Below are 26,855 nucleotides of genomic sequence, written 5' to 3'. Positions count from 1 at the left end.
ATTCACAGCGTCTTTGCGAGTACTGCCCTTAGGGCAACACCGGCCTCCTAGGGCTCGACCTTGTCCTTGAACTCGCAGAGGTCCTCGATCACGCAGCTGCCGCAGCGGGGCCTGCGGGCCACGCAGGTGTAGCGGCCGTGGAGGATCAGCCAGTGATGGGCGTCCTGGCGAAACTCCCGGGGCACATGGCGCAGCAACTTCTTCTCCACCTCCAGGACGTCCTTGCCCTTGGCGATGCCGGTGCGGTTTGAGACCCGGAAGATATGGGTGTCCACGGCGATGGTGGGCTGGCCGAAGGCGGTGTTGAGGATGACGTTGGCGGTCTTGCGCCCCACCCCCGGCAGCGCCTCCAGGGCGGCCCGGGTCTGGGGAACCTCGCCGCCATGGCGGTCGAGCAGGATGCGGCAGGTCTTCATCAGGTTCTCGGCCTTGGTGTTGTAGAGGCCGATGGTCTTGATGTGCGCCTTGAGGCCATCGAGGCCCAGGTCGAGGATCGCCTGGGGGGTATTGGCCACCGGGAAGAGGCGGGCGGTGGCCTTGTTGACCCCCACGTCGGTGGCCTGGGCGGAGAGCAGCACCGCGGTGAGCAGCTCGAAGGGGCTGCTCCAGTCGAGCTCGGTGGTGGGCTCGGGGTTGTGCTCGCGCAGCCGCGCGAAGATCTCGAAGCGTTTCTCGGCGTTCATCAGGGCCTCGTCAGCGTGGGGTGCCGGTGACGCGAATGCGCTCGCGGGGCGTGGGCGCGGTGGCCCGGCGCCGCCGGTCGTCGATGGCGTTCTTCAGGGCGATCAGCAGGCCGGCGGTGAAGAAGGCCCCGGGCGGCAGCACCAGGAAGAGGAAGTCGTAGTCGGGAATCAGGGTCAGTTGCCAGTCGGCGGCGAGGGGGCCCAGCAGCAGGTCGAGGCCGGCGAAGAGGGTGCCCTGGCCGAACAGCTCGCGGATGGCCCCCAGCAACACCAGGACGGCGCCGAAGCCGAGTCCCATCATCAGGCCGTCGAGCAGCGCCGGCAGCGGCGGCTGGCGGGCGGCGAAGGCGTCGGCGCGGCCGAGGATGGCGCAGTTGGTGACGATCAGCGGGATAAAGATCCCCAGCACCCTGTGCAGTTCAAAGGCGTAGGCGGCCATCAGCAGGTCGGCGCAGGTGACGAAGGCGGCGATGATCATCACGAAGGCGGGCAGGCGCACCGCCGTGGGTACCCGCTGGCGGATCAGCGAGACCGCCAGGTTGCTGCCCATCAGCACCCCCAGGGTGGCCAGGGCCAGGCCCAGGGCATTGACCACGCTGGCGCTCACCGCCAACAGTGGGCAGAGCCCCAGCAGCTGTACCAGGGCCGGGTTGTTGTCCCAGAGGCCATCCCGGGCCAGGGTGGAGAGATCGGGGGGGCTCATGGGCCTTCCTCCGGTGCTGTGAAGAGGGTCTCGCCCTCGGCCTCGACATAGTCGAGGGCGCGCCTGACCGCCGTGACCACCGCCCGGGGGGTGATGGTGGCGCCGGTGAAACTGTCGAAGTCGCCGCCATCCGGGCGTACCGCCCAGCGCGCCCGGGGCGGGGCCGTCAGGCTCTTGCCCGCGAAGGCGAGGATCCAGTCGCTCTTGCGCCGCTCGATGGGATCGCCGAGCCCCGGGGTCTCCTGGTGGCGGGTGACCCGCACGCCGCCCAGGCGCCCCTGTCGGTCGATGCCCACCAGCAGATGAATGGGGCCGCCATAGCCCTGGGCCACCACCGGCAGGATCAGCGCCGCCCGGCCGTCGCGCTCGACGCGCCAGGCCGAAAAGGGGACCCGCTGACCCACCGCCTCGCTGGCGGGCAGGGTCAGCCGCCCGGCCAGCACGGCCTCCACCGGCAGGTCGCGTAGCCCCTCGGGCAGCACCTCCCGCAGCAGCCGGTACTCCTCGGCGCGCTGATTCTCGGCGATGCGCTCGGCGGTGAGCGCCCGGGTACCGGCGACGACCCCGGCGGTGACCAGGGCGAAGAGGCCGAGGCCCAGGCTGGCGCGGCGAATGGCGGGCAGCAGGCTCATGGCGAGGTCTCCCGCTGGCGTCGGCCCAGGGGCCGGGGCGGCAGCAGATGATCGATCAGCGGTACGGCGAAGTTCATCAGCAAGACGGCGAAGGCGATGGCATCCGGGTAGGCGCCCTGGGTACGGATCACCACCACCAGCACACCGATGGCGGCGCCATAGAGCCAGCGACCGCGGCGACCGGCGGCGGCGCTGACCGGATCGGTGGCGATAAAACAGGCGCCGAAGATGGCCGCCCCGGCGAACAGGTGAAAGGCGGGGGAGCCGTGCTGGCTAGGGTCGCCGGCGTAGAGCAGGCCCGAGAGCAGCGTCAGGCTGCCGAGCAGGGCCAGGGGAATGCGCCAGTCGATCAGCCGGCGCCACAGCAGCAGGGCGCCGCCGGCCAGCCAGCCCAGGGCGACGTCGCGCCAGGCGGCCTGGGCGCCGGGGGGCAGCGGCTCGCCGGCCCAGAATTCCTGGGCCATCAGCCCCTCGGGCTTGTGCTTGAAGGCATCCAGGGGCGTGGCGCCGCTCAAGGCATCGAGCCCCGGGCCCAGGCCGGCCAACTGGCGCAGCGCCTCCAGGGGCGAGAGCGCCTCGGGGCCGACCAGCCCCAGCGGCGCCACCCACTGGGTCATGGGCACTGGGAAGGCGATCAGCAGCAGGGCATAGCCCACCATGGCGGGGTTGAAGAGGTTCTGGCCCAGGCCGCCGTAGAGGTGCTTGGCCACCACGATGGCCGCGGCGACGCCCACCAGCAGCAGCCACCAGGGGGCGAAGGGCGGCAGGGCGGCGCCCAGCAGCACGCCACTGACCAGGGCGCTATGGTCGCCCAGGGTGGCGCCTATCGCTCGTCCACGCAGGCGCAGCATCAGCGCCTCCAGGGCCATGGCCAGGCCCCCGGCGACCAGGACATTGGCGAGCACCCCCCAGCCGAAGTGCCAGCTCATCAGGGCGATGCCGGGCAGGGTGGCGACCAGTACCCAGCGCATCACGCCGGGGGTGCCCGGCACGGCCTGGGCGGTGCTGGCATGCATCAGGCTCACGGACGCTCCTCGACGCTGTGCTGTGGGGCATGGGGGGATTCGTACTCTGAGCTCGCCCGGGCCGAGCCGTTATGGAGTGGGCTCATGGGGTCTCCTCGGCGCCGTTCCTGAGGGCGTTGCGGGATTCGTACGGTGCGCCCGCTTGGGCCGAGCCGTTATGGAGTGGGCTCATGGGGTCTCCTCGGCGCTGTTCTGGGGGTCGCCCTGGGCCGCTGTCAGTCGCGCCTCGGCGGCCCTGAGGTGCTCCTCGGCGGTGGCGCGCTGGGTCTCCAGGTCCGCCAGGGTCGCCGCGTCGGCATCGCTGGCTCGGGCCAGGGCGCGCTCCGCCTTGCGCAGCGCGGCCTTGGCGGCGGCCTGGGCGATGCGCAGGCTCTTGACCGCCTCCTGGCCACCGGCGCCGCCGCGGGGCGTGGCTTGGGCTGCCGGCCGGCTGGCCGCCTGACGCCGCGCCTGGCGCCGTGCCTCCTTCTCGGCGGCCTCGCGCTCCAGGCGCGCCTGACGACACTCGTAGCGGTGCCGGGCCCGTTCGGCGCGCTTGGCCTCGGCATCCTTGTGGCGCAGGCGATCCTTGGCGGCGCGGAACTGGGCCACCAGGGGCAGATGGCTGGGGCACACATAGTCGCAGGCCCCGCACTCGATGCAGTCGAACAGCGCCAGTTCCCGGGCCTTGTCGTCGGCCTCCGCCTGGGCGAAGGCCAACAGCCGCTGGGGGGCCAGGGCCACCGGACAGGCCGTCTCGCAGTCGCCACAGCGGATGCAGGGCCGCGGCGGGGGCGGGGGAGGGAGCTCCTCGGCGCTGGCGGCGATCAGGCAGTTGGCGGTCTTGATCAGCGGCAGGTCCAGGCGCGCCAGGGGCTGACCCATCATGGGGCCGCCCATCACCAGCCTGGCCAGGCGCTCGTGGTCGAGGCCGGCATCCTCGAGCAGCTCGGCCAGTGGCGTGCCCAGGCGGGCGATCACGTTGCCGGGACGCGCCAGGGCCTCGCCAGTCAGGGTGACTACCCGGGAGACCTGGGGGCGGCCGTCGCGCACCGCCGCCAGCGCCGCCCAGAGGGTGCCGGGATTATGGCAGACCACGCCGACATCGGCGGGCAGGCCGCCGCTGGGCACCTGGCGCCCCAGCAGGCGGCGAATCAGCTGGTTTTCGCCGCCGCTGGGGTAACGGGTCTCGATCACCTGTAGCTCGATGGTGGGCGGACTCTGGGCGGCGGTGATCGCCGTGTTCAGGGCGGCGAGGGCCTCGGGCTTGTCATCCTCGATGCCCACCAGGATCCGCTCGGCGCCCAGCAGGTGAGCCAGTAGCCGGGCGCCTTCCAGCACCTCGGCGGCATGCCGGCGCAGGGTCATGTCGTCGGCGCTGATATAGGGCTCGCACTCGGCGGCATTGATCACCAGGGTATCGATGGCGTGGTGCTCGCCGAGACGCGCCTTGAGCTGGCTGGGGAAGCCGGCGCCCCCCAGGCCCACCAGGCCGCTGTCGGCGAGGCGCCGGTGCAGGGTCTCGGTATCGGTGGTGCGCCACGCCAGAGCCGCCATCGGGGCCCACTCATCGCTGCCGTCGCCCTCGATCACCAGGCAGGGGGCGCTGAGGCCGCCGGGGTGGGGGACGGGGCGCGGCTCGATGGCGCTGACGATGCCGCTGATGCTGGCGTGCAGGGCGGCGGAGACCCGGCCCTGGGGGCGGGCGATCACCTGGCCGGTGCGCACCCGCTCGCCAACCGCCACGCAGGGCTCGGCGGGCTGACCGCGGTGCTGGGTCAGGGGCAGCACGACGCGGCGGGGCAGCGGCGCCTCGCGCAGCGGTTCCCGGGTGCTCCGGGCCTTGCGGGTGGGCGGGTGGATGCCGCCGGGAAAGTCGAAGCGACGGCTCATTTCGATGCGGCTCCCGCAATGCTCGGTGGGGCATGCCGGTCGCTGGCGATCAGCTCGGGGCGTGGCCAGTGCCAGGCGTCCGGCTCCCGGGGGCGCAGCTCGATGCAGTCCACCGGGCAGGGCTCCAGGCAGAGGTCGCAGCCGGTGCACTCCTCGGCGATCACCGTATGCATCTGCCGGGCGGCGCCGAGGATGGCATCCACCGGGCAGGCCTGGATGCACTTGGTGCAACCGATGCACTCGGCCTCGCGGATATAGGCCACCCGGGGCGCGTCCTGGGCCTCGCCGTCCAGGGGCTCGGGCTCGCGCCCCAGCAAATCGGCCAGGGCGGCGATGGTGGGTTCGCCCCCGGGAGGACACTTGTTGATCGCCTCGCCCCGGCCGATCGCCTCGGCATAGGGGCGACAACCCGGGTAGCCGCACTGGCCGCACTGGGTCTGGGGCAGCAGGGCGTCGATCTTCTCGACGACGGGGTCGCCCTCGACCTTGAAGCGCTCGGCGGCGAAGCCCAGCAGGGCGCCGAAGGCCAGCGCCAGGCTGAGCAGGACCAGAACGGCGGTGAACACGTCCGACATCATTACCCTTGCACCAGCCCGGCGAAGCCCATAAAGGCCAGCGACATCAGGCTGGCGCTGATCATGGCGATGGCCGCGCCGCGAAAGGGGCGCGGCACGTCGGCCAGGGCCAGGCGCTCGCGCAGGGCGGCGAAGAGCACCAGCACCAGGGAGAAGCCCAGGGCCGCGCCCAGGCCATAGAGGCCGGCCTCGATCAGGCTCGATTCGCGGCGCACCGAGAGCAGCGCCACCCCCAGCACCGCGCAGTTGGTGGTGATCAGCGGCAGGAAGATGCCCAGCACCTGGTGCAGCAGGGGGCTGGTCTTCTTGACCATCAGCTCGGTGAACTGCACCACGGCGGCGATCACCAGGATAAAGGCGATGATGCGCAGGTACTCGAGCCCCAGGGGCGCCAGCAGCTGGTGGTAGACCAGGTGGCTGGCCAGGGCCGAGAGGGTCAGCACGAAGGTGGTCGCCGCGGCCATGCCGAAGGCCGACTCCAGCTTGCTGGAGACGCCCATAAAGGGACACAGGCCGAGGAACTGCACCAGCACGAAGTTGTTGACCAGGGCGGTGCTCACCAGGATCAGCAGGAAGTCGCTCATTACCCTCCCCGGGGCGGCGCCGGGCGCCGCCCGCTACGTGGTCTTAACGCACCCGCTGACCGGGCTCGGCACCGGAGTCCGGCGACAGCAGGTAGATGCCGTCGTCGTCGCCGGCGGCCAGCACCATGCCCTCGGAGACGCCGAAGCGCATCTTGCGCGGCGCCAGGTTGGCCACCATCACGGTGAGGCGGCCCTCCAGGGCCTCCGGGGCGTAGGCGGAGCGGATGCCGGCGAAGACGGTGCGGCTCTCGCCGCCCAGGTCGAGGGTCAGCTTAAGCAGCTTGTCGGCCTTCTCCACGTACTCCGCCTTGGCGATGCGGGCGATGCGCAGGTCCACCTTGGCGAAGTCGTCGAAGGCGATCTCGGGGGCGATGGGGTCATCGGCCAGGGGGCCCTTGGGGGCCTCCTTGAGTTTCTGTTCTTCCACCAGGTCCTCCTTGGAGGCCGCCATCATGGCATCGATCTTGTCGCGCTCGACGCGGGTCATCAGCGGCTTGAACTTGGCGATCTCGTGATCCAGCAGCACCGATTGACGGCTCTCCCAGTCGAGGCGCTCGAGCCTCAGGAAGTTCCGCGCCCCCTCGGCCATGGCCGGTACCACCGGTGCCAGGTAGACCATCAGCTGGCGGAACAGGTTGATGCCCACCGAGCAGATATCCAGCACCTCCTGCTCGCGGCCCTCCTGCTTGGCCAGCACCCAGGGCTCGGCCTCGGCGATATAGGTATTGGCCTCGTCGGCCAGTTCCATGATCAGGCGCATGGCGCGGCCGAATTCGCGGGCCTCGAACTGCTCGGCGATCTCGTCGCCGGCGGCGATAAAGCGCGCCACCCGTTCGGGTTCCGCGCAGTGGGCGGAGAGCCTGCCGCCGCCGAGCTTCTTGACGAAGCCGGCGCAGCGGCTGGCGATATTGACCACCTTGCCCACCAGGTCGCTGTTGACCCGGGCAGCGAAGTCCTCGAGGTTGAGGTCCAGGTCGTCGACCCGGGAGGTGAGCTTGGCGGCGAAGTAGTAGCGCAGGTACTCCGGGTTGAGGTACTCGGCGTAGGTGGCGGCCTTGATAAAGGTGCCCCGGGACTTGGACATCTTGGCGCCATTGACGGTGACGAAGCCGTGGCAGTTCACCGCCGTGGGGGTGCGGAACTCGGCGCCATGCAGCATCGCCGGCCAGAACAGCGCATGGAAGTAGACGATGTCCTTGCCGATAAAGTGATAGATCTCGGCGTCGGAGCCCGGCTTCCAGTAGCCGTCGAAGTCGAGGCCCTCGCGCTCGCATAGCGCCTTGAAACTGGCCAGGTAGCCGATGGGGGCGTCCAGCCAGACATAGAAGTACTTGCCCGGGGCATCGGGGATCTCGAAGCCGAAGTAGGGCGCGTCCCGGGAGATGTCCCATTCGTTGAAGCCGGCCTCGAACCACTCCATCAGCTTGTTGCGGATCTGTGGCTGGACATGGCCGTCGTTGATCCAGTCGTTCAGGAAGTCGGCGAAATCGGGCAGCTTGAAGAAATAATGGGTGGAGCTGCGCACCTCGGGAGTGGCCCCGGAGATCGCCGAGACCGGGTCGATCAGCTCCGCCGGGGTATAGGTGGCGCCGCAGGCCTCGCAGTTGTCGCCATACTGGTCGTCGGTCTTGCACTTGGGGCAGGTGCCTTTGATAAAGCGGTCGGCCAGGAAGAGCCCCTTGACCGGGTCATACATCTGCTCGATATCGCGGGTGGCGATATGCCCCCCGTCGCGCAGCCGGGTGTAGATCAGCTCGCTGAAATAGCGGTTCTCGTCGGAATGGGTGGAGTGGTAGTTGTCGAAGGCCACCCCGAAGTGGGCGAAGTCCCGCTGGTGCTCCTGGCTGACCCGGTCGATCAGCGCCTCGGAGGTGATGCCCTCCTGCTCGGCGCGCAGCATAATGGCGGTGCCATGGGCGTCGTCGGCGCAGACGTAGTGGCACTGGTGGCCGCGACTCTTCTGGAAGCGCACCCAGATATCGGTCTGGATATACTCCAGCAGGTGGCCCAGGTGGATGGCGCCATTGGCGTAGGGCAGGGCGCTGGTGACCAGGATCTTGCGCGGAGCGCTGGCGGAATTCGACATGGCGACTCTTGGGTTCCCGTGCTTGGGTGGAGGGCGCGCCCCCACGCGGAAAATGTCCGTGAAATCAGGCGTCGATTGTAGCCGGCTTCGGGGCGGGCTGCACCCTTGGGTCGGCGATTAGCCGGCCCCGACTCCGGCCCTAACGGCGATAGACGCCGAAATGGTCCAGGCCCTGGTCGGCCAGGTGCAGGGCCTGCATACGGCTCATCACCCCCTGGTCGCAGTAGAGCAGGTAGTGGCGGTCCCGGGGCAGTGCCTGGGCGCGTTCCTGGAGCTCGTAGAAGGGAATGGCCAGCAGTTCGGTGTCGGGCAGCGACAGGGGCGTGGCTTCGCGCTCGTCCGGGTGGCGGATATCGATGACGCTGATCCTGGGCGCCTCGGCCAGGGCGGCCTCGCCATCCAGGGTGGTGATCTCCGGCAGGCTGGCCTGGTCGGCGATCAGGCGATCCGAGCGGGTGCGAGTGGCCGCCGCCAGGGCCGCGTCCAGCACGGTGAAGTCGAAGGCGGCCTCGGCCTCTTCCAGTTCGCCGCGTTTGACCTTGAGGCTGGGGCGGTTGGAGATCACCCCGCAGTATTCCGGCATGCTCTCGGAGAAGGCGGCGGTGCCGATATGGCGGGCCTCGTCGATGATCGTCTGCTTGTCGTCGGCGACCACCGGGCGCAGCACCAGGCGCTCGGTGACCCCATCGATCATCGCCAGGTTATGCAGACTCTGGCTGGAGACCTGGGCGATCGCCTCGCCGGTGACCAGGGCGGGAATCCGCGCCCGGGCGGCGACCCGCTCGGCGACCCGCAGCATCATGCGCTTGAGCACCACCCCCATCAGGTGATCGGGAATGGTGGTAAGGATCTCCTTGACCACCCCCTCGAAGGGCACCGAGAGAAAGTTCACCTTGTGGGTGGGGCTATAGCGCTGCCAGAGGTAGTGGCTGATGGCGCGCACCCCCTGTTCATGGGCGGGCCCGCCCAGGTTGAAGAACAGGAAATGGCTCTTCACCCCGCGGCGCATCATGCGGTAGGCCGCCACCGGGGAGTCGTAGCCGCCGGACATCAGCACCAGGGCGCTCTCTTGGGTGCCCAGGGGATAGCCGCCGAGGCCCGGCCTGCGTCGCCCGATCAGTTGCAGGCGCTCGCGGTTGACCTCCAGGGCCAGGGTCTCCTCGGGGCGGGAGAGATCGACCCGGGCGCCCTCGGCGCCGGCCAGCAGCTTGCCGCCCAGGTAGCGTTCCAGGTCGGCGGAGGTGAAGTCGTGCTTGCCCTTGCGCTTGACCCGCACCCGGAAGGACTTGCCGGCGATACGCGGTAGCCACAGCGGCAACACCCGCTCGGCGATCGCCTCAAAGTCTCCCAGCGGTGAGTTCTCCACCGCCAGCACCTCGTGGATGCCGGGCACCCGCCCCAGGGCGGCCTCGAACTCGGCCAGGGCCTCGGCCGCCAGCGGCTGGCTCAGGGCGATCTCGATGGCGTCCCAGGACGCGCTCAGGCGTGCCTCCCGGTCATAGTCGTCCACCACCTTGCGCAGGTTGCGGCGCAGGCACTTGATCAGGTTCTTGCGGGCCGACTTGGACTTGATGGTGATCTCGGGAAACAGCTTGATCAGATAATTCATGGGGAACGACGAGCTTGGGCTGGCGGGTGGGGGCGGCATTCTACCCGCTCGGTCGCGGGCCCGCAAAAAGCGCCGCCACCCCGGGGTGGCGGCATGGCTCAGTGATGCAGGCTGAAATGCCCGTGGGGCATGCTGGCCATCAACTTCTGGAAATCGCGGCCGCTCATATGCACCAGGGTCTCGTGATCGCCCGCCTCGAAGTAGATATCCGGCTCGGCGGTGAGGCGATCATCGACCCACACCTCCAGGCCATAGGCCTGGCCCAGGGGAGTGGTGGCGCCGGGGTCGCAGTCGTCGAAGTGGCGCTGGATCTCCTCCTCGGAGGCGAGCCGTAGGCGCTCATGCATCAGCTCGGTAAGGCGCACCATGTCGACATCGCAGCTGCCGGGCACCACCGCCAGGCGATTGCCGGTGTCGCCATGCAGCATTACCGCCTTGGCCAGCTGATCGCCGGTGATATGGCTCTGCTCGGCGATATGATCGGCGCTAACCGCGCGAGGGTGGCGCACTTCCTCGTAGTCGATATCCTGGGAGCGGAGGTACTCCCGAAGTGTCATTGCCATGGCCATGGCGGAGGCTCCTTCGGCCATCGGGCCGGGGTGAGGGGGGAATCGCCTCCCTGCGTGGCACGAGGCCATGATGCCCTGGCCTCTCCTCAAGCATAGTCGGCCCGGCGTGATATGCGGGTGATCGGGAGGCGCAATGAAGGCGTGGACAAGCGGGCTATTGGTGCTGGCGCTACTGGGCTGCGGCGACCAGGCGCCGCGGGAGGCGCCCCTGCAGATGCTGGTGGCCGACCCCGGTTCCTTCGATGGCCAGCGAGTGGCGACCCAGGGGGTGGTGCGCCATTTCGAGGCGCCGCTGCACTACTGGATCGAGGACGCGGCGCTCAACCGGGTCGAGCTGTTCCCCCGTGAAGCGGCGGCGCCCCTGCTGGGGCGTGAGGTGCGCGTCGTGGGCACCTTTCGTTACGCCCCGGGAGTGGGGCGCTCCCTGTCGCTGGAGACCATCAGGCCGCTGGCGGCGGAGTGATCGCAGCCCTGCCGCAGATGGCGGGTCAGGATCGGCTCCATGCCCTTGAGGATCTGCACCGGCAGCGCCGAGGTGAAGTCGAAGTCGTCGGCGCCGCGACCGGGCACGAAGGCGGTCAGGGTGCCGAAGTGATCGTCGCCGAGGAAGAAGACGAAGGTGGCGGTGCGGTTGCGGGCCCGGGAATCGAGGAGCTGTCCGCTGTGTCCCCGGGTCTCGATACGGTTGTCGCCGGTGCCGGTCTTGCCGCCCAGGGCCAGGGGCGTGCCGTCCCGGGTCGTGAAGCTACCCGCCAGGCGTCGCGCCGTGCCGGCCTCCACCACCTGGGTCAGGGCGGCGCGCAGGGTGCGGGCCACCTCCGGGGCCATGACTCGCTCGCCGGCATCGCGGACGGGGGCCAGTCGGGTCTCGTAGGGGGTGTCGGCGGCGAAATGCAGGCCATCGATGCGCAGGGTCGGCAGCCGCTCGCCATCGTTGAGGATGATGCCCACCAGCTCGGCCAGGGACGCCGGACGATCCCCGGAGCTGCCGATGGCGGTGGCCAGGGAGGGCACCAGGCGCTCGAAGGGGTAGCCCAGGCGCGCCCAGCGTCGGTGGATCTCGTCGAAGGCGTCCCGTTCCAGCAGGGTGCGGATGCGGCTGTCCCGGGCGCCGCGGTGGCGGGAGGTGAAGAGCCATTCATAGACGTGCTGGCGCTCGGCGGTGCTGGCGGCCACCAGTTCCCGGTAGGTGGCCTGGGGGTGCGTATGCAGATAGCCCACCAGCCACAGCTCCAGGGGATGGATGCGTGCCACATAGCCCTGGTCGTTGAGGTCGTAGGCGCCGGGGCCATAGTCATGGTAGAGGCGCTCGATGCGCTCCTCGGGCACGGCGTCGCCGAGGCGCTCGCGGAGAAAGGCGCGGAAGGTCGCGAGATCGGCATCGGGCAGCACATAGCGGTGGGCGGCGGCGAGTCGCGAGGCCAGTGGGCGGACGCCCTCGAAGAGCGTTTCCAGGCGCGCCTGTGGCGCGAGCGAACGGTACTCGCGCCAGAAGCGACTCAGGAACACCTGGCCTTCCTGATCGGCGAAGCGGCTCAGGTAGAGCATGCGCAGCGGGTGGTCGTCGTCCTCCAGCAGGCGGCGCCGGTCCGGATGGTGGTAGATATGGTGATTGACGATATCCCGCATCAGGCGCACGAAGGGCAGGTTGAGCGACTCGCGCAGGGCCTCTTCGAGGGTGGGGCGGCGACGGTCGTCCTGGCGGTTGAAGTTGCTGAAGGTGTGTTCGCCGCCGCCGGTGAAGAAGCGTTCATAGGGGCTCGCCGAATAGCGCCTTGTCATGGCCTCGGCCAGCAGCGCCTCCAGGGAGAGCTCCGGCTCGGCCCGCAGGCGGTCGATCACCCAGCGGCTCAGGGCGTCCTGGCGATCCACCGGCACGACGCCCAGGGCCTCGGGGGTCAAGGGGCGGTACTGGGCATGGAGCTCGGCGAGGATCTCCAGGTAGGTGGCCAGCACGCGTAGCTTGGCGGTGGAGCCCAGCTCCAGCTTGCTGCTCTCGTTGAGGTCGAAGGGCTGGCCGGTATTGTCGGTCTGTACCCGCACCAGGAAGCCGGCCTCGCTGCGCTCGTAGAGGGTGAAGCTGTAGGTCACCTCGGCGGTGCGCTCGGCGTCGAGCAGGCGGTGCCCGAGGATGCCCAGCTCGGCGGCCACCTGGGGATCGGCCAGGCGCGCCAGGTAGTCGGTGACCTCGCTCTGCAGCGCCCCGTTCAGGGTGGTGCTGGCCTCCAGGTCCAGGCGGTCCAGGTCATAGAAGGAGAGCCCCAGCAATCCCGCCAGCTGGGCCCTGGCCACTTGTCGTCCCTTGTCGCTGGGTAGGCGGTGGGTCACCGGGTCGCTGTCAAAATCGCGAAACTCGAGGCGCTGGGCCAGGGCGGCATCGCGGAGTTCGCCCCCCACCAGCCGGGCCTCGTGGAGCAGGCGCAGGTAGCTGTCGGTGAGGTGTTCCAAGTCGTCGCGACCGCCGTTGAGGTACCAGGCGGGGCGCCGCTGGGCGATCATCAGCGCCACCACCCGGCGTAGCGCCTGGCCCCGCTGGGGGAGCTCCTCCGGGGCGGCGAAGGCCGGCTCCAGCAGTCGGTTGACCTCGTCGAAATCGGCGCCGAACCAGACCCAGAGGCCGTCGCCCAGCCCGTGCACTTCGCCGTACCCCGGCGCCGCCGCCAGGGGCACCGAGTTGAGGTAGTCTCGCGCCAGGTCCTGGCGGGCGGTCAGGGTCTCGGCGCCGCGGCGGTAGGTGCGCACGCTGGCGGAGAGCATCTGACGCAGCTTTTCCCGCGGCGAGGCGGTGCGCCCGCCCGGGGAGTGGCGGAACTTCTCCATCTGAGTCGCCAGGGTGCTGCCCCCGGCGCTCTGCCCCTCGAGCTCCAGGGCGCGGCCCACCTGGGAGAGGGCGGCGCGAGCGAAGCGTGGCCAGTCCACCGCCGGGTTGGCATAGCGGTGGGTGGTATCGAGCAGGCCGCGATTCTCGATAAACAGCAGCGATTCGAGGGCCAGGTCGGGGACGGCGGCGAAATGGGGGTAGTGGCGCCTCGGATAGCGCGCCGCGTAGTAGGGGTAGCCGCGACACTCCTCGACGGTCAGCCCGGTGCGGGTCTTCTCGGCATAGGGAACATAGAAGCCACGGCTGGCGTAGTCATAAAGGGCCGGGCTGAAGCGCACCTGGGCGGCGACCTCGTAGCCGCGCTCCTCGAGGCGTGCCTGGAAGCGCGGCAGGTCGACATAGCCGAAGCGTTGGTCGAAGGGGCCGTGGCGGGGGAACTGCAGGCGATCGCTGGGCCCGGTGGCCAGGGTGTAGTCTAGGTCGGCCGCGAAGCGGGACAGCTCCCTGGCCTGCCAGCGGGAGGTGCGTGCCTCCGCCGCCAGCAGGGACACGATGGCGGCGATCAGCAGGGCCGTCAACGACAGCAGTAGCAGGCGCCAGGGCCATCTGGGCCCGATGTCGCTCTCGCGGCGACGGCCGACCGTGTTCGACACGCTCTCCATCCCCCACTCCTCGATGGCTCCCGCCTGTGACTTATCAGCCTAGTGGGGGATACGGCGAAGGGCAGGGGGTATCTGGAGGAACTCTCAACTCGGCCTGTCAACGCTCGGCGTGGCTGGCTCAGGCGTTGGCGACCTGGGCCAGCCAGTCGGTGAGGTTGTAGTAGTTGCTGATGCGCGCCACCTTGCCGTCGCGCAGGGTGAAAAAGGCGCCGGCCGGCAGCACATAGCGCTGGCCCCGGGCCTCGGGAAGCCCCTCGTCGGTGGTCAGGTACTCGCCGTGCACCACGAATTCCGCCGCGGCCCGCTCTCCATCGGCATGGGGCAGGATCACCAGGTCCTCGAGGCGCTCCCGGTAGCAGCGGTTCATGTGTGCCATGAAGTCGGCGAAGGCGGCCTTGCCCACCTGGCGCTCGCCCTGGTTGATGTCATGGGCGACGTCCTCGGTCAGTAGCGCGAGGAAGGCGTCCATGTCGCCGCCATTGAAGGCGTCGTAGTAGGCCTGGATCACGTCCTGGGGATGCATGGGCAAGGCTCCTGGTCGGGGTGGGTCGGTGGCGTGAATCGCTGCCATGCTAACAGGGCCGGTGTTATGCAAATGCCTGGTCGCGCCATGCGCGGCGCCGGTGACGACTCGGGGCACCCTGGCCATGATCGATGCAGGAGGATTCACCATGAACGAAGAAGTCTTCAACCTGAGCATTCGTCGCTTCCTCAAGCGCGCCGGAATCGGGGCGCAGCGGGAGATCGAGCACGCGGTGGAGGCGGCCCTGGCCGAGGGGCGGATCTCGCCGCGGGAGTCCCTGGCGGCCACCATGACCCTGGAGGTGGGAGGCCTCGAGCTGCGGGTGGTGTTCGAGGGCGACATCGTCCTGGAGGAGTAGGGCGGCGGGGTCGGTGAATATTACCATTTGCTGCATTTTTATCGATGGGCGAACTTGTCAATAGGACATTTTGTCGCACTATCAACGCCACGCTATCCGTGAGGTGCAAGATGCAGCGCTTATATTTTCTGACCCCGGACCTCGACACCACGGTCAATATCGCCCATGAGCTCAGCGACCTGGCCCTGACCGAGGACGAGGTGCATGTGCTGGGCAAGGAGTGGGAGCCACTTCGCGAGCGGGGCGTGCACAATGCCACCCTGCGGCAGACCTCCGATGTGGTCAACGCCGGGGTGCGCGGCCTCAAGTATGGGGTCGTGCTCGGCGCCCTGCTGGGGTGGGCGGTGCACCTGGGGCTGGGCGATCAGGGCTTCGGCCTGGGCTGGACGGTGCTGGTGATGACGGTCTTCGGGGCCCTGTTCGGGATCTGGACCAGTACCATGATCGGCGTCTCGGTGCACGACGTGAAGATCGACAAGTTCGAGACGGAGCTCGAGGCGGGGGCCTACCTGATGCTGGTGGACGTGCCCGAGGATCGCGAGCGCGAGATCTACTCGGCGATTCACCGCCACCATCCGGAGGTGGTGATCGACAAGGTGACCCGGGACGAGCGCCAGCACCACCTGGGCGTCGGCGACTAGCCGGGGGCTCTGCACCCCTATTCCACCCGGGTCACCGGCTGGCGTCGCGGATCGACATGCCAGGCCAGACCCTGGCGGGCATTGTGCTCCAGCTCGGCGATTACCTGGGCGCCCAGGAGCAGGATGATGGCGCCTGCCTCCAGGCTCAGCAGCACCACGATCAGGGTCGCCACCGACCCGTAGACCACGTTCACCAGCGACAGCTGGGTGAAGTAGAAGAGCAGCAGCAGGCGAACTCCCTCCCATAGCAGGGCGGCCACGAAGCCTCCTGCCAGCGCTCGCTTCGGCGCCACCCGGACCACCGGCAGCACCTTGTAGATGGCGCTGAACAGGGCAAAGACGCCGAGGAAGCTCACCAAATTGAGCATGGGGCCGGAGAGCCCGGTCAGGGGCAGGCGGTACCCGGTCAGCGCCTGCCAGGCATCACCGAGGGTGGCGGCCAGGCTGACCGAGAGGGTCAGCGCCAGCAGTCCCAGGCCGAGCATCAGCATAAAGGCGTAGGGCAGCAGTACCGAGACCCAGAAGCGGCGTTGCGGAGCGGCGAGGTCGGGCGCATGGAAGATGATCGCCAGGGCATCCTCGAGCATGCGAAAGGCGAAGGAGCTGAACAGCAGCAGCACGCCGAGTCCCATCAGCCCGATGCCGTCGCGTCCTTTGAGCAATCCGCGTACCGCGTCGAGCAGCAGATCGGCATGGGCCGGCGTCAGGTGGTGGGCCTGGAGCGCCAGGAGTTCGAGCAGCTGCCCCTCGTCGACTAGACGAGAGAGCAATACCACCAGCAGGGCGAACAGCGGAATGATCGACAGCAGGATGTTGTAGCCCACGCCGCCGGCCAGCAGGATGCCACGATTGCGCAGGAAGGCCGACACTACCCGCAGGGCGAATCTCAGCAGGCGCGGCGTCTGGCTGGGGTGCATCGCGCCTCCCGGACGTCGTGGCATGCCTGACAGGGTAGACCAGTCAGGCCCGGCCGGGCGAGGGCGCGCGACCAACGCTCAAGGTGCGACGATTCGTAGCTCGTCGCCGCGCTCCTCGAGGGTGAAGCGCCCCTCGTCCAGGGCTTCGACCCAGTCTAGGGTCGCCGCAATGCCGCCGAACGGATAGAAGTGCAACCGCAGGCCCGGCGGAGGGGCCTCGGCCAGGGCCAGCACCTGGCGCGTCGGCGGTTGCGGGCGAGCCAGGCGCAGCAGCCGTTTGCCCTGCTGGGCCAGGGCGGCACGGGAGGCGCCGACGCCGCAGGAGAGGGCGTACTTGCCGAGGGTGGCGAGGCTCGCCGGGCCGGGCAGGCCGGCGCGGATCGGCAGATCCAGGGCCAGTTCCTCGAGGCGCCGATGCCAGGCCAGTAGCGGCTCGGCATCGAAGAGGAACTGGGTGACCGCCCAGGCCGACAGGCCGTGACGCTCGGCATAATCGCGTTTGCTGATCAGGGCCGCCTCCAGGGCGCCGGCGTCGGCCTGGGGGTGGCCCTCGGGGTGGCCGGCCATGGCCAGGCGCCGGATGCCGTGATCGCGCAGGTCGATCGCCTCCAGCAGGGCCAGGCTGTCGGCATAGGGGCCGTGTGGCGCGGCCAGGCTGCCGGCCAGCAACAGCACCGCATCGACTCCGGCGCGGTGTGTCAGGCCCAGCAGCCAGCTCTCCAGGGTGGTGCGGTCGGGAATGGCACGGGCGACCAGGTGAGGGACGGGGTCATAGCCCTGGGTCTTGAGGCGCTCGGCGGTGGCGATCACCTCCTCGAAGGGGTGGCCCGGCAGGTGGGTGATATAGATCTGGGTGCCGGGGGGCGGCGCCCGCGAGGCCAGGGCCTCGACGGTGCGGGGGGTTACCTCCAGGGACCAGTCGTGCACCAGTCGGCGCAGGCGATCGCGACGGGACGGCTGGGGCGCGCCTGGTAGGGCGCCCCCCAGTCGTCCGGGGGCGAGATCATCGAAGCGATTCATGGGACCGGTCATAGGGCGGTGTCCTGGCCACGGGAGCGGGCCGCCTCGCGGGCGCTGGGGTTGACCGAGGCGCGGAAGGGCAGGTCCACCACCCGGGCGGCCACGGGCTCGCCCGGGCGCTCGGCATAGGGTTCCGGCAGCCAGATCCGCAGCGGCGTTTCCAAAGCCTGGTGGGTCACCGGGACATAGCCCATGGCGATATTGGTACCCAGTTCCGGCGAGTACCAGGGCGAGGTCACGTAGCCGATGGGCTCGTCGGCCTGGAGATCGGAGATCAGCCAGAAATCGGGGGCATAGTCGTCGATGGGATGGCCGCCCAGCACCAGGCCCACCAGGGTCTGGCGGAAGGGGTAGCGGCCCTGATCCAGTTCGGTGCGCACCGCCTCCAGGGCGTGGCGACCGATATAGTCCACGGCCTTCTGGCGCGGCACCTGATAGCCTAGGTTGCACTGGAAGGGCAGGGTCTCCTGATCCATGTCCTGGCCCCAGGAGAGGATGCCGGCGGCGATGCGGCGATGGTGGGCGGGGGCGATCACCGCCAGGTTGTGCTTCTCGCCGGCCGCCAGCACCGCCTCCCAGAGGCTCTCGGCATCCCGGCTGGCCTCGCGTAGATAGATCTCGTAGCCCTTCTCGCCGGTGAAGCCGGTCTGGGAGACCACCACCGAGCAGCCGGCGATCGTCGCTTCCAGCAGGCCATAGTAGGGCAGGGTGCACACCGCCTCGCCCACCAGGTCGACCATCAGGGCCTCCGACCTGGGCCCCTGGATCTGCAGCGGTGCCACGTCGATCTCGCCGATGCTGACGTCATAACCCAGCCCCAGGTTGACCCCACGCAGCCAGAGCTCCAGGTCGCTGTCGGAGATCGAGAACCAGAACTCGTCCTCGGCCAGGCGCAGCAGCACCGGATCGTTGATGATGCCGCCCTCGTCGTTGCAGAGGATCACGTACTTGCCGTGCAGCGGCGCGATGGCGCTGGCATTGCGGGTGATGACCTTGTCGACGAAGGCCTCGGCATCGGGACCCTGAACGCGGATCTGGCGCTCCACCGCCACGTTCCACAGGGTCACGTCTTCCACCAGGGCGCGGTATTCCACCATGGCGCCACCGTCCTCGGGGCGCACATAGCCCCGTGGATGGTACATGCGGTTATAGACGGTGGCCCGCCAGCAGCCCGCCTCCTGGGAGAGGTGCCAGTAGGGCGACTTGCGCACTCGGGTGGAAATCAGCAGCTCGGTGGGGGTGGGGCCGGACTGGCGCAGGTTGATGGGAACGCGTCGCGGCGTCTGGTCGACACTCTGGCACTGCTGGCGAGCGTAACGCAGGCGGGGGCTCAGATTGGTGATGCTGGCGTCGGACATGGCACACCTCCCGGGGGTTGCCGTGGCTCTCTCTGGCAGTGTGTGTCGCTGCGTGGGTTTTGGATGTGCTGATCGCGACACCGTTCACCGCGAGGGTGTCCTTATTGCGACCTAGACTGAGCAAGTGTGTCGATGATGGGGCTCGGCCCCGGGAGGTGACTCATGAGCGCGACCTACCTCGGTAGCTGTTTCTGCGGCGCCGTGACCCTGGAGGTCAGCGGCGAGCCGGTGGCCATGGGCTATTGTCACTGTGACTCCTGCCGCCACTGGTCGGCGGGGCCGGTCAATGCCTTTACCCTGTGGAAGCCGGAGAGCGTCAGGGTGACCCAGGGGGCGGAGCGGCTCGGCAGCTTCGCCAAGACGCCGGCCAGTCGGCGCCAGTGGTGCACCCGCTGCGGCGGCCATGTGATGACCGAGCACCCGGCCATGGGGCTGGTCGATGTCTATGCGGCGATTCTTCCCGAGCTGCCTTTCGCTCCTAGGCTGCATGTGCACTATCAGGAGGCGGTACTGCGCATCCATGATGGCCTGGAGAAGATGAAGGACGTGCCCGCGGCGATGGGCGGTTCCGGCGAGACCCTGCCGGAGTAGGTGGGGCGGGGCGAGTTCGGGGGACCGTCGCGCGGCCGCTAGCGCCCCAGCAGGCGCAGGACCTCCTCGTCGCTGGTCTGATCGAAGCGCCGGTACCACTGACCCACGGCGCGGAATTGCGCCGGCTGATGCAGGCAGACTAGGGTGTCGACCCGGGTCGCCAGGCGCGCCAGGGCCTCGGGGGCAGCCACCGGCACCGCCACCACCAGCCAGGCCGGATGCGCCTGGCGTACCGCCATGACCGCCGCCTCCAGGGTGGCGCCGGTGGCCAGGCCATCGTCGACCAGGATCACCTGGCGATCCTTCAGGGGCGGCGGCGGGGTGTCTCCCCGGTAGCGCGCACGGCGACGTTCCAGCTCGGCGGTCTCGGTCGCGATCACCGCCTGGACGTCGTCCTCGGAGAGCCGCAGGGCCTGGATCATGGCATCATCGCGATAACAGGCCCCGCCCTCGGCGAGGGCGCCCATGGCGACTTCCGGGTTCCAGGGCAGCCCCAGCTTGCGCACCAGCCAGACCTCCAGGGGTGCCTTCAGGGCCTGGGCGATCTCCCAGGCCACCGGCACGCCGCCCCGGGGCAGCCCCAGGACGATGGGCTCGGGGCCTCGGGGCAGGGCGGCGACGCGTTCGGCCAGTTGGCGGCCGGCATCGTGTCGATCGGCGAAGGTAATGGCCATGAGGTGGCTCTCGAGGGGGCCTGATTGGAGCCTATGCCAGGCGTCGCGGCTTGGCAAAGAGGCGGCGTGAAAAGTTGAGTGCACCACTTGGTTATGCGCGGGGCGGCGGGGTTATACTGACGGCGACCGGTGAGCCGGTCGCCATTTATAGCGAGATGGAGTCGACCGTGATCGAAGGGGTGAAGCATATCGTGGCCGTGGCGTCCGGCAAGGGCGGCGTCGGCAAGTCCACCGTGACCGCCAACCTGGCGCTGGCGATGGCCGCCGAGGGGTATCGGGTCGGCCTGCTGGATGCCGATATCTACGGGCCCAGCCAGGCGCGGATGCTGGGCATCGGCGAAGGGGTGCGGCCTCAGCAGGCCGGTGAGAACCGCTTCAAGCCGCTCGAGGCCCACGGTATCCAGGCCATGTCCATGGCCTTCCTGGTGGATATCAACGAGCCCATGGTGTGGCGGGGGCCCATGGTGGCCGGCGCCTTCCAGCAGCTGCTGACGCAGACCGCCTGGGACGACCTGGACTATCTGTTCATCGATATGCCGCCGGGCACCGGGGATATCCAGTTGACCCTCTCCCAGAAGGTGCCGGTAGCCGGGGCGGTCATCGTCACCACGCCGCAGGACATCGCCCTGCTGGATGCTCGCAAGGGCATCGAGATGTTCCGCAAGGTCAAGGTGCCGGTGCTGGGCGTGGTAGAGAACATGAGCCTGCACACCTGCTCCCAGTGTGGGCTTAGCGAGCCGATCTTCGGCGAGGGCGGTGGCGAACGCCTGACCGCCCAGTACGAGACGCGCCTGCTGGGGCAGTTGCCTTTGGCCCTGTCGATTCGCCAGCAGGCGGATGGCGGGCGTCCCACGGTGGTGGCGGAGCCCGACGGCGAGGTGGCGGCCAGCTTCCGGGCCATGGCGCGTCGGGTGGCCGAGGAGATCGCCGCCCAGGCCGAGACGGGGCCGAGCATCTCCTTCGGCGATTGAGTCGCCGGGCGTGGTTTTTATTCCGGGGCAGGGCCGTTATCATGACGGCCCTTCTTCGTTTACCACCCAGTGGATGACCCGATGAGCATCAAGTCCGATACCTGGATCCGCCGCATGGCCGCCGAGCATGGCATGATCGAGCCCTTCGAGGCCGATCAGGTGCGCTACGTCAATGACCAGAGGGTCATCTCCTACGGCACCTCCAGCTACGGCTACGATGTGCGCTGTGCCGACGAGTTCAAGGTGTTCACCAATATCCACTCGGCGGTGGTGGACCCCAAGGCCTTCGATGACAAGAGCTTCGTCGACGTCAAGGGGGATGTCTGCATCATCCCGCCCAACTCCTTCGCCCTGGCGCGTACCGTGGAGTACTTCCGTATTCCGCGCAGCGTCCTGACCATCTGCCTGGGCAAGTCCACCTACGCCCGCTGCGGGATCATCGTCAACGTGACGCCGCTGGAGCCGGAGTGGGAAGGGCACGTGACCCTGGAATTCTCCAATACCACCAACCTGCCGGCGAAGATCTATGCCAACGAGGGCGTGGCGCAGATGCTCTTCCTGGAGTCCGATCAGGTCTGCGAGACCTCCTACAAGGACCGCGGCGGCAAGTACATGGGCCAGCGCGGCGTCACCCTGCCGCGTACCTGAGCGCCCGGGCCTCGCCCGCTGCCGGAAGAGAAACGCCCCCATGGCCTGGCCATGGGGGCGTTTCATCTTGGCCGGCTGGCCGGCTTCCCGCTTATTCCTCGGGGTCTTCGTCCAGCTCCTCGGCGGCGTCCTGGTGTGACAACCTGAGGCCCTGGGGAGGCAGCGGGGTGGCGTCCAGGGTGGGGCCCTGCGCCTCCAGGCGCAGGCGTCCCTCGAGGAACCAGCGCACCGCGATGGGGTAGATCAGGTGTTCCCGGGCGTGGACCTTCTCCTTGAGGCTGGCCTCGTCATCGTCCTCGGCCACCGCCACCGCCGCCTGCAGCACCACGGGGCCGCCATCCAGTTCCTCGGTGACGAAGTGCACGCTACAGCCGTGCTCGCTGACGCCGTCGGCCAGGGCCCGGGCATGGGTATTCAGCCCCTGGTAGGCGGGCAGCAGCGAGGGATGGATATTGAGCAGGCGACCGTAGAAGCGCTGCACGAAGCGCGGCGTGAGGATACGCATAAAGCCCGCCAGCACCACCAGGTGGGGCTCATGGCGCTCGATCACCTTGATCAGGGCGCCATCGAAGGCCTCGCGGCTGTCGTACTCCCGGTGGGGCAGGGCCACCGCCTCGATGCCCGCCTCCTTGGCGCGCTTGAGGCCGTAGGCGTCGGGCTGATTGGAGACCACCGCGACGATCTTGCCACCGCCCAGCTCGTCGTAGCCCTGGGCATCGATCAGCGCCTGGAGGTTGCTACCGGAGCCGGAGATCAGTACCACGACCCGGGGCGGCTCCGCCGCCTCCGGGGTAAAGTCATTAAGGGTGTCGCCGTCGCTCATGCCTCGAGATTCTCCAGCCGTACCTGGGGCGCCTCGCCGTCGCGGGCGACGATCTCGCCCAGGCGGTAGACGCTCTCGCCCTGGGCCTGCAGGTGGGCGCGGGCCTGGTCGGCCTGATCGGCGGGGACCACCAGCACCATGCCGATGCCGCAGTTGAGCACCCGGTACATCTCCTCCTCGGCCACGTTACCCTGGTCGCGCAGCCACTCGAAGACCGCCGGACGGGTCCAACTGGCGACATCCACCTTGGCGGTTAGGGGCTCGGGGAGCACGCGGGGCAGGTTCTCGGTGAGGCCGCCGCCGGTGATATGAGAGAGGGCGTGGACCGTCACACCGCTCTCCTTGATCAGCGACAGCAGTGGCTTGACGTAGATGCGGGTCGGGGCCATCAGCGCCTCGGCCAGGGGGCGGCCGTCGATGGCGGTGTTGAGGTCGGCGCCGCTGACCTCGAGGATCTTGCGGATCAGCGAGTAGCCGTTGGAGTGGGGGCCGGAGGAGGCCAGGCCCAGCAGCACATCGCCCTCGGCGACGCGGCTGCCGTCGAGGATCTCGGATTTCTCCACCACGCCGACGCAGAAACCGGCCAGGTCATAGTCGCTGCCCTCGTACATGCCGGGCATCTCGGCGGTCTCGCCGCCCACCAGGGCGCAGCCGGCCTGCTCGCAGCCCTCGCCGATGCCGCTGACCACGTCGGCGGCGATATCCACGTCCAGCTTGCCCGTGGCATAGTAGTCGAGGAACAGCAGGGGCTCGGCGCCGGCCACCACCAGGTCGTTGACGCACATGGCCACCAGATCGATGCCGATGGTGTCATGCTTGCCCAGGTCCATGGCCAGGCGCAGCTTGGTGCCGACGCCGTCGGTGCCGGAGACCAGTACCGGCTCGCGGTAGCCGCTGGGCAGTTGGCAGAGGGCGCCGAAGCCGCCCAGGCCGCCCATCACCTCGGGACGGGCGGTGCGTTTGGCGACGCCCTTGATGCGCTCCACCAGGGCATTGCCGGCATCGATATCGACGCCGGCATCCTTGTAGCTCAGCGAGGTGGGTTGAGTAGAGGAGGAGTCGGACGGGCTGCGGGTCATGACGAGTCCTGTGGAGTAGATTGAGCCAATCAATAGGCGCAAGATTGTAGCACTCCCCGGCGAGGCCCGCATCGCCCAGCGTGCCGGAGAGTCACAGGGACGAGGCGATAAGCGAGGGAGGGGAAAGATGCCGAGGTATTGGTGGTTGGCGTTGGTGGTGGTGGCCCTGGTGGCGCTGCTGGTGGCCTTGCAGTCGATGCTGATGCCGTTCTTCGCCGCCATGGTGGTGGCCTACCTGGGCGACCCCCTTGCCAACCGCCTGGAGCGGTGGGGGCTGTCGCGCCCCGTGGCGGTATGCGGCGTCTTCCTGGTGCTGCTGTTGGTGGTGGCCGTGGCGCTGCTGATCCTGATTCCCCTGATGGTGCAACAGGTGCGCCAGTTTACCCAGTCGGTGCCGGCGATCATCGACTGGGTGCAGACGGTGCTGGGGCCGCAGATCCGGGGCTGGACCGGCTATGACCCGAGTGCCGAGCTGGACAACCTGCGCGAGACCCTCGCCGAGCACTGGCAGCAGGCGGGGGGCACCCTGGCCCAGGTGCTGGGCCAGGTGGGGCGCTCCGGCATGGCCTTCGTCACCTGGGTGACCAACGTCTCGCTGGTGCCGGTGGTGGCCTTCTACCTGCTGCTCGACTGGCGACGCCTGATCGACAGCGTACAGAGCCTGTTGCCGCGCCAGTGGGAGCCCCAGGTGATGCGGCTGGCGCGGCGCTGCGACGAGGTGCTGGCGGCCTTTATGCGCGGCCAGTTGCTGGTGATGCTGAGCCTAGGGGTCTTCTATGCCCTAGGGCTGACCCTGATGGGGGTGCGCTTCGGCCTGCTGATCGGGCTGATGGCGGGGCTGGCCAGTATCGTGCCCTTCCTGGGCTTTATCGTTGGGATTGCCGCGGCCTTGATCGTGGCCTTCTTCCAGTTCGGCAGTTGGCTGGCGCTCGCCGGCGTGGTGGTGGTCTTCGCGCTCGGCCAGTTACTGGAGAGCACGGTGCTCCAGCCCAAGCTGCTGGGAGATCGCATCGGCCTGCACCCGGTGGCGGTGATCTTCGCCGTGCTGGCCGGGGGCCACCTGTTCGGCTTTACCGGGGTGCTCTTGGCGTTGCCGGCGGCCGCGGTCATCATGGTACTATTGCGTGAGGTCAATGACCGCTATAAAAACAGTACCTTATATGATGCCGCCCGGCACGGGAACGGCGACGAGGAGAGCCGATGAAACCTGGGGCTGCGCAGCTGCCTTTGGGGGTGGGGATGCGCGACGATGCCACCTTCGCCAACTTCCTGCCGGGCGACAACGCCGCCCTGGTGGAGGCCCTGCGCCATCAGCTCGACGACGACGGTGAACCCTTCCTGTTGCTGTGGGGCGGCGAGGGCGTCGGCCGCAGCCATCTGCTGCAGGCGGCGTGTCACGCCGCCGGCGACCGTGATCGCCGCGCCCTCTACCTGCCCCTGTCGGAGTTGTGGCACTTTCCGCCGCATATGCTCGAGGAGATCGAGCGGCTCGACCTGGTGGCCATCGACGATCTGGATCGGGTGCTGGGGCGCAAGCGCTGGGAGGAGGGGCTCTTCCATGCTTTCAACCGCCTGCGCGATGCCGGCAAGCGGCTGATCATCTCCGCCCCGGCGGCCCCCCGGCAGTTACCCGTGACCCTGCCCGACCTGGCGTCGCGGCTGACCTGGGGCATGACCTTCCATGTCAAGCGCCTGGACGATGAGGGGCGCCTGGAGGCGCTCAAGCTGCGTGCCCGGGTGCGGGGTATGCAGCTGCCCGATGAGGTGGCGCGCTATATCCTGCATCGCGGTCCGCGGTCGCTAGGCGAGCTGTGCCAGGCCCTGGAGACCCTGGATCGGGCGTCTCTCTCCGCCCAGCGCAAGCTGACCATTCCCTTCGTCAAGCAGGCCCTGGGCTGGTAGTCATCATTCCCGGCCACACAGCCACTCGGTATCGAAGCGGAAGGCGTTAAGGATGTCGTTCTGGGTGAAGCCGTGACCTTCCAGGGTGTCCTCCCAGGCCTGGGTATTGCGATAGCCGAGTAGTATCGCGTCGAAGGCGTCGCGCAGGAGCTCGGCATCAGGCGGGAAGGTGAAGGCCCCCCAGCTGCGCACGATCTCGCCGTCGATCACCGGGTCCTCGAAATTCTGCACCACCTCGACCCCGGGGTGTTGGGTATCCAACTGGCTCACGGTGAGGCTGGTGCCGGCATAGCCATCGGCTTGGTCGTTCAGCAGGGTATCGATGGCCGCCGCGTTCTCGCCGATCGGTATCACCCGCCCGTCAGGTACGCCTAGGGCTGCCATTACGCCGACCTGGGTGGCGCCTTCCAGAACGGCGACTCGGAGGTCGTCGCGTTCGGCGAAATCCGCGTAGCCGCCGATCTCGAGTGGGTTGGCAGCCCGCACCAGCAGGCCCTCGCCATAGGAGGTGTTGGGCGCCGAGAACAGCACTCGTTGGCAGCGGGCCGGGCGGATCGCCATCTCGGCGGCGGCCATGTCGAAACGCCCCTCCCTGAGTCCCGGGATCAGGTCGCCGAAGGTGGTGACCACCCACTCGATGTTCTCGATGCCCAGTTCGTCCAGCACTTGGCGTGCTACCTCGGGGCCGGCGCCTCGTCCCTCGCCACCCTCGTCCAGGTAGCCGTAGGGCGCCTCGTTGGCCACCGCGACGCGGATGCTGCCCTGTTCGCGAAGCTCGTCCAGGTCGGCGGCCTGCGCCGTGGCCGTCAGCCCGAGCAGTAGGGCGGTCTGGGCCAAGAGTGGCGCCTTGGTGATCTGCGCGTCGATACGCATGGTCAATCCTCCCAACGCAATGCGGCCCTCCTCGGTGCGGAGCGTCGCCATCCTGGCCTCAACATAGGTGAGGGGAGAGGCGAGTGCCACCGGCTCAACGGCGCAGGTTGACCCGGGTCGTCTGGCCGTTGCGCAGGCGTACCTGGTGGAGGATCAGCGGGCTGCGTCGACCGCCCGGCAGGGTCACGCTGCCCGAGACATAGAAGTCTCCCGGGGGTAGCCGGGAGGCCTCGAAGCGTCCCTCGCCATCGGTGCGCACCCGGTGGGTGTAGGCCTGGGCGCGGGGGTCGGCGTGCTCCACCGCTCGGCCGGCCAGCGCCTGCTCGGCGGCTTCTGCGGAGTAGGCGGTGACCGGGGCGATGGCGACCGTCTCGTGGCGACCATAGATGCGTCCGCCCGGGGCCTCGTAGAAGAGCTGGCCGCTGAGTCGCGCCGTGCCCTGGGTAGGTAGGGCGCGGTACTCCGCCTCGGAAAAGGCCACGCGGCGCGGTACCCGGCCCGGCTCCTGGGGCGTTTCCGGCGTCACCTCGCGGACCTCGATTCGGCGGGTTCCGGTGTCCATGGGGGGCAGCATCTGGCAGCCGGCCAGGATGGCCCCTAGGGCGATAATGGCAAGGCGCTGGCGCATCGTCACTCCTCGGGGGGGGGGGGTTCCG

The 26,855-nt window shown here is 68.9% G+C and carries 28 protein-coding genes; 8 read left to right on the top strand and 20 right to left on the bottom strand.

Annotated elements, in window-relative coordinates; translation table 11 throughout:
* Positions 1-47: 47 nt before the first annotated feature.
* The 10 genes from nth to HPA02_RS14960 form a co-directional block, all read right to left on the bottom strand.
* Positions 48-683 carry an endonuclease III gene (nth, locus tag HPA02_RS15005; RefSeq protein ID WP_146804020.1) on the bottom strand — a complete coding sequence of 212 codons (636 nt, stop codon included), beginning with the start codon at positions 681-683 and terminating at the stop codon, positions 48-50.
* Between the two features lie 10 nt (positions 684-693).
* Positions 694-1,386 carry an electron transport complex subunit E gene (locus HPA02_RS15000; RefSeq protein WP_146804019.1) on the bottom strand — a complete coding sequence of 231 codons (693 nt, stop codon included), beginning with the start codon at positions 1,384-1,386 and terminating at the stop codon, positions 694-696.
* The gene (gene rsxG, locus HPA02_RS14995; protein WP_146804018.1) at positions 1,383-2,018 is read right to left on the bottom strand and encodes an electron transport complex subunit RsxG; all 636 of its coding nucleotides are present in this window, start codon (positions 2,016-2,018) and stop codon (positions 1,383-1,385) included. Before rsxG ends, HPA02_RS15000 begins: the two co-directional genes overlap by 4 nt.
* Entirely contained in the window at positions 2,015-3,034 is a 1,020-nt protein-coding gene (locus HPA02_RS14990) for an RnfABCDGE type electron transport complex subunit D (RefSeq protein WP_232340911.1), read from the bottom strand. Before HPA02_RS14990 ends, rsxG begins: the two co-directional genes overlap by 4 nt.
* A 177-nt stretch (positions 3,035-3,211) precedes the next feature.
* On the bottom strand, positions 3,212-4,915 hold the full coding sequence (rsxC, locus tag HPA02_RS14985; protein ID WP_146804016.1) for an electron transport complex subunit RsxC: 1,704 nt from the start codon (positions 4,913-4,915) through the stop codon (positions 3,212-3,214).
* Positions 4,912-5,490 carry an electron transport complex subunit RsxB gene (gene rsxB, locus HPA02_RS14980; RefSeq protein ID WP_146804021.1) on the bottom strand — a complete coding sequence of 193 codons (579 nt, stop codon included), beginning with the start codon at positions 5,488-5,490 and terminating at the stop codon, positions 4,912-4,914. Before rsxB ends, rsxC begins: the two co-directional genes overlap by 4 nt.
* A gap of 2 nt (positions 5,491-5,492) precedes the next feature.
* On the bottom strand, positions 5,493-6,074 hold the full coding sequence (rsxA, locus tag HPA02_RS14975; RefSeq protein WP_146804015.1) for an electron transport complex subunit RsxA: 582 nt from the start codon (positions 6,072-6,074) through the stop codon (positions 5,493-5,495).
* Between the two features lie 43 nt (positions 6,075-6,117).
* Positions 6,118-8,160: a methionine--tRNA ligase gene (gene metG, locus HPA02_RS14970; protein WP_146804014.1), complete on the bottom strand. Its 2,043-nt coding sequence runs from the start codon at positions 8,158-8,160 to the stop codon at positions 6,118-6,120.
* Positions 8,161-8,299: 139 nt separating this feature from the next.
* A complete protein-coding gene (gene thiI, locus HPA02_RS14965; RefSeq protein ID WP_146804013.1) occupies positions 8,300-9,769 on the bottom strand; it encodes a tRNA uracil 4-sulfurtransferase ThiI in 1,470 nt (489 codons plus the stop codon).
* 98 nt (positions 9,770-9,867) lie between these two features.
* Entirely contained in the window at positions 9,868-10,332 is a 465-nt protein-coding gene (locus HPA02_RS14960; protein WP_232340878.1) for an aminoacyl-tRNA deacylase, read from the bottom strand.
* Between the two features lie 139 nt (positions 10,333-10,471).
* On the opposite strand from HPA02_RS14960, the gene HPA02_RS14955 reads away from it, so the two are divergent.
* Complete coding sequence (locus HPA02_RS14955; RefSeq protein WP_146804011.1) at positions 10,472-10,801, top strand: hypothetical protein; 330 nt, start codon at positions 10,472-10,474, stop codon at positions 10,799-10,801.
* Here HPA02_RS14955 and HPA02_RS14950 read toward each other — a convergent pair.
* The gene (locus HPA02_RS14950; protein WP_244945934.1) at positions 10,738-13,812 is read right to left on the bottom strand and encodes a transglycosylase domain-containing protein; all 3,075 of its coding nucleotides are present in this window, start codon (positions 13,810-13,812) and stop codon (positions 10,738-10,740) included. The genes HPA02_RS14955 and HPA02_RS14950 overlap by 64 nt on opposite strands.
* 127 nt (positions 13,813-13,939) lie before the next feature.
* A complete protein-coding gene (locus HPA02_RS14945; RefSeq protein WP_146804009.1) occupies positions 13,940-14,344 on the bottom strand; it encodes a ketosteroid isomerase-related protein in 405 nt (134 codons plus the stop codon).
* A 148-nt stretch (positions 14,345-14,492) separates the two neighbouring features.
* On the opposite strand from HPA02_RS14945, the gene HPA02_RS14940 reads away from it, so the two are divergent.
* Complete coding sequence (locus tag HPA02_RS14940; protein WP_146804008.1) at positions 14,493-14,702, top strand: DUF6494 family protein; 210 nt, start codon at positions 14,493-14,495, stop codon at positions 14,700-14,702.
* A 110-nt stretch (positions 14,703-14,812) separates the two neighbouring features.
* The gene (locus HPA02_RS14935) at positions 14,813-15,343 is read left to right on the top strand and encodes a DUF1269 domain-containing protein (protein ID WP_146804007.1); all 531 of its coding nucleotides are present in this window, start codon (positions 14,813-14,815) and stop codon (positions 15,341-15,343) included.
* A gap of 17 nt (positions 15,344-15,360) precedes the next feature.
* On the opposite strand, the gene HPA02_RS14930 is transcribed toward HPA02_RS14935, so the two are convergent.
* The 3 genes from HPA02_RS14930 to HPA02_RS14920 all read right to left on the bottom strand — a co-directional run bounded on the left by HPA02_RS14930 (position 15,361) and on the right by HPA02_RS14920 (position 18,638).
* Positions 15,361-16,260, bottom strand: coding sequence for a YihY/virulence factor BrkB family protein (locus HPA02_RS14930; protein ID WP_244945933.1), 900 nt, complete (start codon positions 16,258-16,260; stop codon positions 15,361-15,363).
* A gap of 78 nt (positions 16,261-16,338) precedes the next feature.
* A complete protein-coding gene (locus HPA02_RS14925; RefSeq protein ID WP_146804005.1) occupies positions 16,339-17,292 on the bottom strand; it encodes a methylenetetrahydrofolate reductase in 954 nt (317 codons plus the stop codon).
* Positions 17,289-18,638 (bottom strand): glycine cleavage T C-terminal barrel domain-containing protein, encoded by a 1,350-nt coding sequence (locus tag HPA02_RS14920; protein WP_146804004.1) that lies wholly within the window; start codon positions 18,636-18,638, stop codon positions 17,289-17,291. The genes HPA02_RS14925 and HPA02_RS14920 overlap by 4 nt, the downstream gene beginning before the upstream one ends.
* A 162-nt stretch (positions 18,639-18,800) precedes the next feature.
* Between HPA02_RS14920 and HPA02_RS14915 the strand changes: the two genes are divergently transcribed.
* On the top strand, positions 18,801-19,229 hold the full coding sequence (locus tag HPA02_RS14915) for a GFA family protein (RefSeq protein WP_146804003.1): 429 nt from the start codon (positions 18,801-18,803) through the stop codon (positions 19,227-19,229).
* A 38-nt stretch (positions 19,230-19,267) separates the two neighbouring features.
* On the opposite strand, the gene HPA02_RS14910 is transcribed toward HPA02_RS14915, so the two are convergent.
* Complete coding sequence (locus tag HPA02_RS14910) at positions 19,268-19,903, bottom strand: phosphoribosyltransferase (RefSeq protein ID WP_146804002.1); 636 nt, start codon at positions 19,901-19,903, stop codon at positions 19,268-19,270.
* A gap of 170 nt (positions 19,904-20,073) precedes the next feature.
* Here HPA02_RS14910 and apbC point away from each other — a divergent pair, with 170 nt between their 5' ends.
* Both apbC and dcd read left to right on the top strand, forming a co-directional pair.
* The gene (apbC, locus tag HPA02_RS14905; RefSeq protein WP_186810002.1) at positions 20,074-20,874 is read left to right on the top strand and encodes an iron-sulfur cluster carrier protein ApbC; all 801 of its coding nucleotides are present in this window, start codon (positions 20,074-20,076) and stop codon (positions 20,872-20,874) included.
* A gap of 81 nt (positions 20,875-20,955) precedes the next feature.
* The gene (gene dcd, locus HPA02_RS14900) at positions 20,956-21,522 is read left to right on the top strand and encodes a dCTP deaminase (protein ID WP_146804000.1); all 567 of its coding nucleotides are present in this window, start codon (positions 20,956-20,958) and stop codon (positions 21,520-21,522) included.
* Between the two features lie 91 nt (positions 21,523-21,613).
* Here dcd and purN read toward each other — a convergent pair whose 3' ends face one another.
* On the bottom strand, positions 21,614-22,345 hold the full coding sequence (purN, locus tag HPA02_RS14895) for a phosphoribosylglycinamide formyltransferase (protein ID WP_146803999.1): 732 nt from the start codon (positions 22,343-22,345) through the stop codon (positions 21,614-21,616).
* Complete coding sequence (gene purM, locus HPA02_RS14890; protein WP_146803998.1) at positions 22,342-23,424, bottom strand: phosphoribosylformylglycinamidine cyclo-ligase; 1,083 nt, start codon at positions 23,422-23,424, stop codon at positions 22,342-22,344. Before purM ends, purN begins: the two co-directional genes overlap by 4 nt.
* 127 nt (positions 23,425-23,551) lie before the next feature.
* Between purM and HPA02_RS14885 the strand changes: the two genes are divergently transcribed.
* Positions 23,552-24,628 carry an AI-2E family transporter gene (locus tag HPA02_RS14885; RefSeq protein ID WP_146803997.1) on the top strand — a complete coding sequence of 359 codons (1,077 nt, stop codon included), beginning with the start codon at positions 23,552-23,554 and terminating at the stop codon, positions 24,626-24,628.
* Positions 24,625-25,326: a DnaA regulatory inactivator Hda gene (gene hda, locus HPA02_RS14880; RefSeq protein ID WP_146803996.1), complete on the top strand. Its 702-nt coding sequence runs from the start codon at positions 24,625-24,627 to the stop codon at positions 25,324-25,326. Before HPA02_RS14885 ends, hda begins: the two co-directional genes overlap by 4 nt.
* 3 nt (positions 25,327-25,329) lie before the next feature.
* Here the strand turns inward: hda and ehuB are convergent, their stop codons facing one another.
* Both ehuB and HPA02_RS14870 read right to left on the bottom strand, forming a co-directional pair.
* Positions 25,330-26,199: an ectoine/hydroxyectoine ABC transporter substrate-binding protein EhuB gene (ehuB, locus tag HPA02_RS14875; RefSeq protein ID WP_146803995.1), complete on the bottom strand. Its 870-nt coding sequence runs from the start codon at positions 26,197-26,199 to the stop codon at positions 25,330-25,332.
* A 94-nt stretch (positions 26,200-26,293) separates the two neighbouring features.
* Positions 26,294-26,827 carry a carboxypeptidase-like regulatory domain-containing protein gene (locus tag HPA02_RS14870; RefSeq protein WP_146803994.1) on the bottom strand — a complete coding sequence of 178 codons (534 nt, stop codon included), beginning with the start codon at positions 26,825-26,827 and terminating at the stop codon, positions 26,294-26,296.
* Between the last annotated feature and the right edge of the window lie 28 nt (positions 26,828-26,855).

Origin of the sequence: Bisbaumannia pacifica (assembly GCF_007989625.1) — a bacterium.
Taxonomy (GTDB): Bacteria; Pseudomonadota; Gammaproteobacteria; order Pseudomonadales; family Halomonadaceae; genus Bisbaumannia; species Bisbaumannia pacifica.
This window is presented reverse-complemented; position numbering and strand designations above follow the sequence as displayed.